The 10,455-nt window shown below is 54.3% G+C and carries 11 protein-coding genes and 1 rRNA gene; 10 read left to right on the top strand and 2 right to left on the bottom strand.

Translation table 11 applies throughout. The annotated features are described in order from the left end of the window. The 5 genes from rrf to tsaD all read left to right on the top strand — a co-directional run. Positions 1 to 106: ribosomal RNA gene (gene rrf / locus BMX91_RS15260) — 5S ribosomal RNA — on the top strand; the annotation flags it as partial. Positions 107 to 423: 317 nt separating this feature from the next. Further along, positions 424 to 876: a tRNA (adenosine(37)-N6)-threonylcarbamoyltransferase complex ATPase subunit type 1 TsaE gene (gene tsaE / locus BMX91_RS15255; RefSeq protein ID WP_092056133.1), complete on the top strand. Its 453-nt coding sequence runs from the start codon at positions 424 to 426 to the stop codon at positions 874 to 876. Continuing rightward, entirely contained in the window at positions 873 to 1,577 is a 705-nt protein-coding gene (tsaB, locus tag BMX91_RS15250; protein ID WP_092056132.1) for a tRNA (adenosine(37)-N6)-threonylcarbamoyltransferase complex dimerization subunit type 1 TsaB, read from the top strand. The genes tsaE and tsaB overlap by 4 nt, the downstream gene beginning before the upstream one ends. Continuing rightward, positions 1,577 to 2,050: a ribosomal protein S18-alanine N-acetyltransferase gene (gene rimI / locus BMX91_RS15245; protein WP_092056129.1), complete on the top strand. Its 474-nt coding sequence runs from the start codon at positions 1,577 to 1,579 to the stop codon at positions 2,048 to 2,050. Before tsaB ends, rimI begins: the two co-directional genes overlap by 1 nt. Beyond that, a complete protein-coding gene (gene tsaD / locus BMX91_RS15240; RefSeq protein ID WP_092056139.1) occupies positions 2,043 to 3,071 on the top strand; it encodes a tRNA (adenosine(37)-N6)-threonylcarbamoyltransferase complex transferase subunit TsaD in 1,029 nt (342 codons plus the stop codon). The genes rimI and tsaD overlap by 8 nt, the downstream gene beginning before the upstream one ends. Before the next feature lie 322 nt (positions 3,072 to 3,393). On the opposite strand, the gene BMX91_RS15235 is transcribed toward tsaD, so the two are convergent. Next, entirely contained in the window at positions 3,394 to 5,328 is a 1,935-nt protein-coding gene (locus BMX91_RS15235; RefSeq protein WP_092056127.1) for an ABC-F family ATP-binding cassette domain-containing protein, read from the bottom strand. 130 nt (positions 5,329 to 5,458) lie between these two features. Between BMX91_RS15235 and BMX91_RS15230 the strand changes: the two genes are divergently transcribed. From BMX91_RS15230 to tatC, 3 genes are read left to right on the top strand one after another with little or no spacing between them, the layout of a single operon-like run. Beyond that, positions 5,459 to 6,118, top strand: a complete 660-nt coding sequence (locus tag BMX91_RS15230) for a redox-sensing transcriptional repressor Rex (protein ID WP_092056125.1) — start codon at positions 5,459 to 5,461, stop codon at positions 6,116 to 6,118. 58 nt (positions 6,119 to 6,176) lie between these two features. Beyond that, positions 6,177 to 6,383, top strand: coding sequence for a twin-arginine translocase TatA/TatE family subunit (gene tatA / locus BMX91_RS15225; RefSeq protein WP_092056123.1), 207 nt, complete (start codon positions 6,177 to 6,179; stop codon positions 6,381 to 6,383). A gap of 26 nt (positions 6,384 to 6,409) precedes the next feature. Next, positions 6,410 to 7,213, top strand: a complete 804-nt coding sequence (tatC, locus tag BMX91_RS15220; RefSeq protein ID WP_092056120.1) for a twin-arginine translocase subunit TatC — start codon at positions 6,410 to 6,412, stop codon at positions 7,211 to 7,213. A gap of 310 nt (positions 7,214 to 7,523) precedes the next feature. On the opposite strand, the gene BMX91_RS15215 is transcribed toward tatC, so the two are convergent. After that, entirely contained in the window at positions 7,524 to 8,249 is a 726-nt protein-coding gene (locus tag BMX91_RS15215; RefSeq protein WP_092056119.1) for a CPBP family intramembrane glutamic endopeptidase, read from the bottom strand. Between the two features lie 200 nt (positions 8,250 to 8,449). On the opposite strand from BMX91_RS15215, the gene groES reads away from it, so the two are divergent. Beyond that, positions 8,450 to 8,734, top strand: coding sequence for a co-chaperone GroES (groES, locus tag BMX91_RS15210; protein WP_092056117.1), 285 nt, complete (start codon positions 8,450 to 8,452; stop codon positions 8,732 to 8,734). Positions 8,735 to 8,793: 59 nt separating this feature from the next. Then, the gene (gene groL, locus BMX91_RS15205; RefSeq protein WP_092056114.1) at positions 8,794 to 10,425 is read left to right on the top strand and encodes a chaperonin GroEL; all 1,632 of its coding nucleotides are present in this window, start codon (positions 8,794 to 8,796) and stop codon (positions 10,423 to 10,425) included. The last annotated feature ends 30 nt before the right edge of the window (positions 10,426 to 10,455 follow it).

Below are 10,455 nucleotides of genomic sequence, written 5' to 3'. Positions count from 1 at the left end.
ATGGCGAAGAGGTCACACCCGTTCCCATCCCGAACACGGAAGTTAAGCTCTTCAGCGCCGATGGTAGTCGGGGGCTTCCCCCTGCAAGAGTAGGACGTCGCTGGGCACAAGGCCGTCTCCTTATGGAGACGGTTTTTTTAATTGTCATTTAAGAGTGATCCCAGGCGGCATTTCATGGAACTGGTGACTGGTGGGAGTTTCAGCGGGTTCGTCACTTTCAATGGACGGTACATCACGTTCAGGATTCGATTCGTCACTTTCAACCGACGGATCGTCACTTTCATGAAAAGCACGTGCCTGTCTCCGTCCTTCATGTAATGAATTCCTTCCCTTGCTGTCCTGGCTTTGCAAAACACTACAATTTGCCGGCTTTATCCTTTAAACTTGGGAAAGCAAAGGCTATAGAAGATGGAGTGACAAAGCATGAATGAAACAATCGATGTCCAGTCACCGGAAGAGACCGCACGGCTGGCTGAGAAACTTGCTTCTTTGCTTGAAGGCGGAGAGGTGATTACGCTGGAGGGCGACCTCGGAGCAGGAAAGACGACATTCACCCAGGCGCTTGCAAAGGCGCTTGGCGTCCGGCGTACTGTCAGCAGTCCGACATTCACGATCCTGAAACAATATGAAGGCCGCCTGCCGCTTAACCACCTCGATGTGTACCGGCTTGCAGACAGCGAAGAGGATCTCGGCTGGGAAGAGCTGTTTTATGGAGACGCCGTGAGCGTCGTGGAATGGGCACAATATATAGAAGAAGAATTGCCAAAAGAGCGGCTGGACATCGAGATCCGCCGTCTTGGCGGTGACGGCCGCCGTTTCACGCTGAAACCTGCCGGAAGCCGATACGAATCGATGACGAAGGAGTTAATGCGATGATCTGGCTCGGACTGGACACGGCGAATGCGCCGCTGTCGGCAGCACTGGTAAAAGACGGGGAGCTGCTTGTTGAACTAAATTCCGCGATGGGGCTGAACCACTCTGCTGGTGCCATGCCGGCAGTTGAGGAGCTGTTCAAAAGAGCCGGCATCCGTCCGGCCGAGCTTGACGCGATTGCCGTTTCGGAAGGACCGGGTTCTTACACTGGCGTCCGTATCGGTGTGACGATTGCCAAAACGCTCGCGTGGACGCTGGACAAGCCGCTGACAGGCGTATCCAGCCTTCGGGTGCTCGCCTCGAACATCTTCACTTACGGAGTCACCATCTGCCCGCTGATCGATGCAAGAAGGGGCAATGTTTATGCAGGACTTTACCGGAGGGGAGAGGATGGAAAGCTGGAATGCCTTATGGAAGACCGTCATATGGCACTTTCCGATCTTCTGATGCAACTAAAGAAACAACGCAATCCCGTTGTTTTCGTCGGTGAAGGCGCCCGGAAGCATGAAGAACTTCTAAAAGAGATGCTCGGAGAACTTGGCCGGCGCGCACACTTCACCCAGGATCTGCCGAGGGCGTCTCTCCTCATCACTGAAGCGATGCAGGCGGAAACTTCGGCTGTCCACTCATTCGTACCTGAATACCGCAGGATCACCGAAGCGGAAGCCAATTGGCAAAAGGCGAACGGGAAGGAAGCGGAGTAATGAATAAAGAAGCGACCCCCTCAATTACCTTCCGCACCATGAACATTGGTGATGTGCCTGCAGTTCACCGGGTGGAGACGGATGCATTCACTTCCCCGTGGACGATGGGCGCGCTTGAGCAGGAGATGCTCGCGAATGAATATGCCTACTATCTGGTGGCAGAGGACCCGGAGAAGATCATCGGGTACTGCGGTGCATGGCTCGTTCTGGACGAGTGCCATATTACGAACGTTGCGGTGCTGTCGGCTTACCGGGGCCATGGAATCGGCGAGGCACTCATGCGCCAGATGATGCAGCGCACCGCAAGAAAAGGCGCACGCACGATGACGCTTGAGGCAAGGCTCTCGAATGAACCTGCTCTTGGGCTTTACCGCAAGCTGGGATTTAAAGAAGGCGGCATCCGCCGCGGTTACTATACCGACAACGGCGAAGATGCCCTTGTCATGTGGACGGAGCTGAATGAAGATGAATGACATCCATATTCTTGGCATCGAGACGAGTTGCGACGAAACAGCGGCATCGGTCGTGAAAAACGGCTGCGAGATCCTGTCCAATGTCGTCGCCTCACAAATCGATAATCAGAAGAAGTTCGGAGGCGTGGTGCCGGAAGTGGCTTCCCGGCTGCATGTCGAGCAGATCACGCTCGTCATCGAGGAAGCGCTGGAACAGGCAGGCCTCAGCCCGGATGCTCTGGATGCAGTGGCCGTGACGGAAGGTCCCGGTCTTGTAGGAGCGCTGCTGATCGGTGTCAACGCAGCCAAAGCTTTTGCTTTTGCAAACGGGTTGCCGATCATCGGTGTCCATCATATCGCCGGGCATGTCTATGCCAACCGGCTGGACAGCGGGATGGAGTTCCCTCTCGTCGCGCTCATCATTTCCGGAGGCCATACCGAGCTTGTCTACATGGAGCAGGACGGTTCCTTCGAACTGATCGGTGAAACGAGGGATGATGCTGCGGGTGAGGCATACGACAAAGTGGCACGCGTGCTGGGCCTGCCGTACCCCGGAGGCCCCCATATCGACCGCCTTGCCCATGAGTCGGAGGGCGCGGTCGAGTTTCCGCGGGCACGCCTTGAAGAAGGGTCGTTCGACTTCAGCTTCAGCGGACTGAAATCCGCGGTTATCAACCATGTCCACAATGTCCGGCAAAAGGGACAGGAGATCGACACGGCCAGTGTGGCCGCCGGATTCCAGGAAAGTGTCATCGATGTAGTCGTTGAAAAGACGGTCCGGGCGGCAAAAGAAAAGGGCGTCCGACAGGTGATCGCAGCGGGCGGGGTCTCGGCAAACAAGGGCTTACGCGCTGCACTCGGCAAAGCAATGGAAAGGGAAGGCATCCGATTTTCAGTGCCTCCGCTTAATCTGTGCACCGACAATGCCGCAATGATCGCAGCGGCCGGCACCTCCATGTTCAAGGCCGGTGTCCGCAGCGACATGGCGCTGAACGGACGTCCAGGTATGGAATTGCAATCGTGGGCGAAAAAAAGCATATAGAAAAAGAAGAATCCGGCCGACCGGATTCTTCTTTTTTCGCCAAGGTCCGACTCGTTCTGTCAAGAGGGAACATCTGTACTTATGCACATTTGTTGATAACGTGTTGATAAGTGGTTGATTTCTCAAGGACTTATCCCCTTGTTTTCAGGAGACAGTGTGTAAAACTTTGGTTTTGACTGTGGACAAAGTGGATAACTCTGTGAATATCCCGGAATACGGGGATTCCTGCTGTGAATAAATCTGTGGAAATAAGGAGCAGTTTGTTGAAAATAATAAACTGCCGCTGATCATTCAGCGGCAGTACCTGTCATCTTTTTCAACTTCATGCTTTCTCAAGTTCTGTCTGCAGTTCCATCCATCGTTCCATGCACGCTTCATGCCGGGCGGATGTTTCATCATGCTGCTCCTGGATTTCCTGGAGCTTTACATGGTCGTCTGCGTGTTCCGGGAGGTTCAGTTCTTCTTCGAGGCGACGGAGGTCAGTCTCGAGCACAGCCATCTCTTCTTCTGCTTCAGCAAGTGCGCGGCGAATGCGCCGCTCTTCGCGCTGGGTCTCCTTGTCGAGCGGTGCATTGGCTGTTTTAGGCGCGGCAGGGCGGCCTGCCTGCTGTTCTGCCGCCAGCTCCGCCATGATCTCTTCCTGTTCCCGCTTTTTCTCGACATAGTAGTCATAGTCGCCGAGAAATTCTTCGGCCCCGTCCGGGGAAAGCTCGATCACTTTTGTCGCGATGCGGTTGATGAAATACCGGTCGTGGGAGACGAAGAGGAGCGTGCCGGGAAAATCGAGAAGGGCATTTTCAAGCACTTCTTTGCTATCCAGGTCCAGGTGGTTCGTCGGTTCATCGAGGACGAGCGTGTTCGACTTTTCAAGGACCAGCTTGGCCAGTGCCAGACGCGCTTTTTCTCCTCCGGAAAGCGTGCTGACAGGTTTTGTCACGTCGTCTCCTGTAAAGAGGAACCGTCCCAGCAGCGTACGGATATCCTTTTCGTTCATCGTCGGCCATTCGTTCCAGATTTCTTCAAGGACGGTACCGTTCCCGGTGAGTTCGGCCTGTTCCTGATCGTAGAAGCCGAATTCGACATTGGTTCCGAGATTGATCGAGCCCTCCGCTTTCGGCAGACGGCCGGTCAGCGTCTTCAGGAGTGTCGACTTGCCGACACCGTTCGGGCCGATGAAAGCAATCCGGTCTTCGCGGTATACACGGAAATCCAGCCCGCTGGATACGGGGGCGGCGCCATAGCCGATTCCGAGGTCACGCACCGCCATGACATCGTTGCCGCTTTTCCTGCCGATGCCGAACGTGAACGCGGCTGATTTTTCGTTACCGTCAGGCGCTTCCATCCAGTCTGTTTTCTCAAGCACTTTCCTGCGGCTTTGAGCCATCTTCGTCGTCGAAGCCCGGGCGATGTTTTTCTGGATGAACACTTCGAGTTTTGCCTTTTCGTCCATTTGCTTTTCGTACATTTTCCGGTCCCGCTCATAGTTTTTCGCCTTCTGGTCGAGATAGGCGCTGTAGTTTCCGGTGTACTTTGTCACTTTCCGGCGTGAGACTTCATAGACGATTGTCACGACCTGGTCGAGGAAGTAGCGGTCATGGGAGACGATCAGGATGGCCCCCTCGTAGCCCTGCAGATACTTCTCCAGCCAGCTGAGTGTCTCGATGTCCAGATGGTTTGTCGGCTCATCCAGGATCAGGAGGCCCGGTTTGGACAGCAGGAGCCGAGCGAGCGCCAGGCGCGTACGCTGGCCCCCGGACAGGACGCGTACCGGCTTGCCGTAGTCTTCCGGATAAAACCGCATGCCGTGAAGGACGGAGCGGGTTTCGGATTCATACTGGTAACCGCCGGCCTCGGCAAAACGGTGCTGGAGCGAGTCGTAGGCGTCCATCACTTTCTTGTATTCAGCCTCATTGCCGTATACGGATGGGTCGGCCATGCGCTGTTCCAGCTGACGGAGTTCCTTCTCCATCGCGAACAGCGGTTCGAAGACGGTCATCATCTCTTCCCAGATCGTACGGTCTGTATCAAGGCCCGTATGTTGGTCAAGATAGCCGATCCGCACGTCTTTAGGGACGATGATGTCACCTTCATCCCGGCCCATCTCGCCGGTGATAATCTTGAGGAGCGTCGATTTTCCGGCGCCGTTGCGGCCGACGAGGGCCACCCGGTCACGATGCTGCACTTCCAGTTTGACGCCTGAGAGGATTTCCTCCCCGGCAAATGATTTCGTCACGTTGTTCACTTGAAGGACGATCATGATTCCCACCCCTATTCTTCTACAGTTTAATGGTAAAGGCGGGGCGGCGCAACGGCGCGACTTTACAGGAATGGCGGGCTCATGTAAGATGATAACGGCTCACGCACGGACGGTTTTGATGGAGGCTATTATGAAAGAAGAAACACAACGTGTCCCGCAGGCGACGTCAAAGCGTCTCCCGCTTTATTATCGCTTTATCCAGAAGCTTGCCAATGAGGGAAAGGAGCGGGTCTCTTCCCAGGAGCTGAGCGAGACGATGAAAATCGACTCCGCGACGATCCGGAGGGACTTCTCCTATTTCGGCGCGCTCGGAAAGAAAGGCTATGGCTATGATGTACGCCGGCTGCTTGAATTCTTTCGTAAGACCCTCGACCAGGACGAAGCGGTCAATCTCGCCCTTGTCGGCGTTGGGAGTCTTGGCAACGCGTTTCTAAAATATAATTTCGAGAAAAACCACAATACCCGCATCGTTGTCGCATTCGATACCAATGCGAACGAAGAAGGCACGATGTCGAACGGAATTCCGATCTTCCCGCCGGAGCGGCTGGAAGAAAAGCTTCCGGATTTCGGTGTGCAGATGGCCGTCCTCACAGTTCCTGCACGCGCGGCACAGGACATGGCCGACCGCTTGGCGGCTCTTGGCGTCAAGGGCATCCTGAACTTCGCACCGGTCCGGCTGAACGTGCCGGAAGGTGTACGCGTACATTCGATTGACCTGTCTGTTGAGATGCAGGCGCTGATCTATGCCATTCGCAATGACGAAAAGAATTCACAAACACCCCGCCGATAAAATGGAGTTTCCTCATTTTTTGGTGTAGAATTAATGTATTAACAAGGGAGGTGCCGTCATGTCACCAGGTCCAATGAGTCTGATCATCATCGCCATCGTCGCACTCATCATCTTCGGGCCAAAGAAGCTTCCTGAATTCGGCAAAGCAGTCGGTTCATCGCTGCGCGAATTCAAGAACGCGACAAAAGGCCTTGTGGACGACGACGACAGCACGAAAAAAGCTGCCGAGCAGAAAGACGCTGTCGAACAGAAAGACGCCAAGTGATGGCGCCCCGTTAGGACGTTATCGTTATGAATGATAAGCAACTTTCGATTATTGAGCATATAGAAGAATTGAGAAAACGGCTGATGATCATCGTCGTTTTCTTCATTTTTGCCGTAGCGGCAGGATTCTTCCTGGCCCCTCCGGTCATCCAGTTTCTGCAGAACAGCGATGAGGCCGAACAGTTCACACTGAACGCCTTTAACGTGGCCGACCCGATGATCATTTATCTGAAAGTCATCGTGTTCGTCGGAGTGGTACTGATCTCGCCCGTCATCCTTTACCAGCTTTGGGCATTTATCGCCCCTGGGCTGTCGGAGACGGAGCGGCGGGTGACACTCAGTTATATCCCGTTCGCCTTTGTACTGTTCCTGGCCGGAATCAGCTTTTCATATTTCGTTCTTTTCCCGTATGTCATTTCATTTATGACAAGTCTGTCGGATACATTGGACATCCAGCAGACGATCGGGATCAACGAATACTTCAACTTCCTGTTCCAGATCACAGTGCCGTTCGGGATCATCTTCCAGTTGCCGGTCGTGCTGCTGTTTTTATCACGTCTCGGCATTCTGAATCCGGCGACACTCGTGAAGTTCCGGAAGTACAGTTATTTCGTGCTGTTTGTGATTGCAGCATTTATCACACCGCCCGACCTGTTCTCGCACCTCTTCACAACGTTGCCGCTCATCGTCCTGTATGAAGTCAGCGTCGGCATCTCGCGAGTGGGCTATCGGAAGTATCTGAAAGGCGAGGAAAAGCGCCTGGAAGAAGAACGGGAAGCGGAACGCGAACGCATCCTTCGGGAACAGCAAGAACGCCTCAATGCGGATTGACCGCATGAGGCGTTTTTTTGTTTTGGAAAGCTTAGGGGGATTTCGATTGGGAATATGACCGGAAGAAATAGCGGAAAATTGCTGGCATTCAGCCCCTGTCCGAATCTTCCGCATAACAAGCGGGGCTGTCCGAAAAGTCGGATTCAGCACATGAGATAGCAAACGGCACGGACGCCGGGAGACACCTGCGGGAAAAGCCGGGCTGTCGAGACCCGCTTCACGCGGGGCTCGGCGCCGGCCCGTGGTAAGCGACCAGAGTCCGTGCCGTTTGCTGTTTTTATTAATGACTTATTGGACAACCCCTTAATGATTATTGCATATTCGAAATGCGTTCCATCTGATCGATGAACTCCTGGATCTTATCCATATTCAGCTGGACGGCCATGACAAAACCGTTCAGGAGCATATGCGCGATGATCGATGTGATCAGCCGCTTTGTCACATGGTAGAGGAACGCGAAGATAAAGCCGGATGCTGCATACAGCAGGATATGGGTGAAGTCCATATGCACGGCCGCAAACACGAGTGAGCTGACCGCCGCGGCGACAAAGAAGTTCGTCCGATCGACAAGCCCGCCGAAGATGATCCGGCGGAAGATGAACTCTTCCAGGATCGGTGCGAACAGCACGACCGCGATGATGGCGACCGGCGCCATATCGGCCACGGATACGAGCGCCGCCGTATTATCAGACCCCGGTTCGATGCCCAGCTGCTGCTCAATATAACCGGCAGCCCCCTGGCCGAACAGCACCATGAAGAATCCTGCGATGCCGAGGACGATGGCTGCCAAGACGGGGGAGCGTTTGCCTTTCGGTGTCTTGAAATACTGCTTGTCCTTACTTGAGAGATACAGTGCCGCAAAGGTGGTGATGCCGAATGCAATGAACATCCACCAGCCGGAAGCGGCCAGATAGGCCTCCTGAGGGGTCCGGCCGTCTGATACGAACGGCATCACGATTGGCAATCCGACGATTGCGGACAGTTGGGCAATGATATAGATGATGAAAATCCAGAGGGAAGTGTTTGATTTTTTCACATGAAGATTCCTTTCCTGAAGCGTAAGCCTTCTCCCTCGATTGTAGAGGGAATGAAGCCAAAGTTCAAAGCGGAAACTTTTCGGCTTTCCGCTTGCAAAATGGAAGGGGATTCATTATGATAATAACTGTGTTAGCACTCCCTAACGATGAGTGCTAACAAACGACAAATAACGACATCAGATTGAGGAGGGTGTTTCACGTGTTGAAACCACTGGGCGATCGAATCATCATCGAATTGATCGAAGCTGAAGAAACGACTTCGAGCGGAATTGTACTTCCGGACTCCGCGAAAGAAAAGCCTCAGGAAGGCAAAGTCATCGCAGTCGGCACCGGCCGTTATCTCGATAACGGTACGAAAGTCGAACTCGAAGTAAAAGAAGGCGACCGGATCATCTTCTCAAAATATGCCGGCACTGAAGTGAAATATGGCGGGGAAGAATACCTGATTCTCCGTGAAAACGACGTACTGGCCATCCTCGGCTGATTGCCGGGCTTGATGACACTCTTTAATAAACAAGAACGATTTCAGGAGGGACTTATCTGATGGCAAAGGAAATCAAATTCAACGAAGATGCGCGCAGCCTGATGCTCAAAGGCGTCGACAAGCTGGCTGACGCAGTGAAAGTTACACTCGGGCCTAAAGGCCGCAACGTAGTACTCGAAAAGAAATTCGGCTCGCCGCTCATCACAAACGACGGCGTGACGATTGCTAAAGAGATCGAACTCGAAGATCCGTATGAAAACATGGGCGCGAAGCTCGTCTCTGAAGTTGCTTCAAAGACAAACGACATCGCAGGTGACGGTACGACAACAGCTACGGTTCTTGCTCAGGCAATGATCCGTGAAGGCCTCAAGAACGTTACAGCTGGTGCAAACCCTGTCGGCATCCGCAAGGGTATCGAAAAAGCGGTTGAGTCGGCTGTCGTGGAACTGAAGAACATTTCCACTGAGATCGAAGGCAAGGAATCGATCGCACAGGTTGCAGCGATTTCTTCCGGTGACGATGAAGTCGGCGAACTGATTGCAGAAGCGATGGAGCGTGTCGGCAACGACGGCGTCATCACAATCGAAGAGTCCAAAGGCTTCTCGACGGAACTCGATGTCGTGGAAGGAATGCAGTTTGACCGCGGTTATGCGTCCCCTTACATGATCTCTGATTCCGACAAGATGGAAGCGGTTCTTGAGAACCCGTACATCCTGATCACGGACAAGAAAATCTCCAACATCCAGGAAGTCCTGCCTGTGCTTGAGCAGGTTGTCCAGCAGGGCAAGCCGCTCCTCATCATTTCAGAAGACGTGGAAGGCGAAGCACTTGCGACACTCGTCGTCAACAAGCTGCGCGGCACGTTCAACGCAGTTGCAGTCAAGGCACCTGGCTTCGGCGACCGCCGCAAGGCCATGCTTGAAGACATCGCGATCCTCACAGGCGGCCAGGTGATCACAGAAGACCTCGGCCTCGACCTGAAGTCGGCTGACGTAACACAACTCGGCCGCGCTGCGAAAGTCGTCGTCACAAAAGACAACACAACTGTCGTCGAAGGTGCAGGGGACGCATCGGACATCGAAGCACGCGTCAACCAGATCCGTGCACAGCTCGAAGAAACAACTTCCGAGTTCGACAAAGAGAAGCTCCAGGAACGCCTTGCGAAACTCGCAGGCGGCGTAGCCGTCATCAAGGTCGGCGCAGCTACGGAAACCGAGCTGAAAGAGCGCAAGCTCCGCATCGAAGACGCCCTGAACGCGACACGCGCAGCGGTCGAAGAAGGCATTGTCTCCGGCGGCGGTACGGCACTCGTCAACGTCTACAACAAAGTGGCTGAGCTCCAGGAAGGCGCTGAAGGCGACGTGGCAACAGGCGTCAAGATCGTCCTCCGCGCGCTTGAAGAGCCGGTCCGCCAGATTGCGAACAACGCAGGCCTCGAAGGCTCCATCGTCGTTGACCGCCTGAAGCGCGAAGAAGTCGGAACAGGCTTCAACGCTGCAGACGGCACATGGGTCAACATGACCGAAGCCGGCATCGTCGACCCGACGAAGGTGACGCGTTCCGCACTCCAGAACGCAGCATCCGTCGCAGCACTCTTCCTTACAACGGAAGCAGTCGTGGCAGACATCCCGGAACCTGCAGCAGCAGGCGGCGGCATGCCTGACATGGGCGGCATGGGCGGCATGATGTAAGCTCGCTCTATTAGAAAAGGTCTCTCATCA

Source organism: Bhargavaea ginsengi (assembly GCF_900109165.1).
Taxonomy (GTDB): domain Bacteria; phylum Bacillota; class Bacilli; order Bacillales_A; family Planococcaceae; genus Bhargavaea; species Bhargavaea ginsengi.
This window is presented reverse-complemented; position numbering and strand designations above follow the sequence as displayed.

What these genes read in the sequence shown, in the direction of transcription:
- tsaE (WP_092056133.1), top strand. Translation starts at nt 424, where the DNA reads ATGAATGAAACAATCGATGTCCAGTCACCGGAAGAGACCGCACGGCTG.
- tsaB (WP_092056132.1), top strand. Translation starts at nt 873, where the DNA reads ATGATCTGGCTCGGACTGGACACGGCGAATGCGCCGCTGTCGGCAGCA.
- rimI (WP_092056129.1), top strand. Translation starts at nt 1,577, where the DNA reads ATGAATAAAGAAGCGACCCCCTCAATTACCTTCCGCACCATGAACATT.
- tsaD (WP_092056139.1), top strand. Translation starts at nt 2,043, where the DNA reads ATGAATGACATCCATATTCTTGGCATCGAGACGAGTTGCGACGAAACA.
- BMX91_RS15235 (WP_092056127.1), bottom strand. Translation starts at nt 5,328, where the DNA reads ATGATCGTCCTTCAAGTGAACAACGTGACGAAATCATTTGCCGGGGAG.
- BMX91_RS15230 (WP_092056125.1), top strand. Translation starts at nt 5,459, where the DNA reads ATGAAAGAAGAAACACAACGTGTCCCGCAGGCGACGTCAAAGCGTCTC.
- tatA (WP_092056123.1), top strand. Translation starts at nt 6,177, where the DNA reads ATGTCACCAGGTCCAATGAGTCTGATCATCATCGCCATCGTCGCACTC.
- tatC (WP_092056120.1), top strand. Translation starts at nt 6,410, where the DNA reads ATGAATGATAAGCAACTTTCGATTATTGAGCATATAGAAGAATTGAGA.
- groL (WP_092056114.1), top strand. Translation starts at nt 8,794, where the DNA reads ATGGCAAAGGAAATCAAATTCAACGAAGATGCGCGCAGCCTGATGCTC.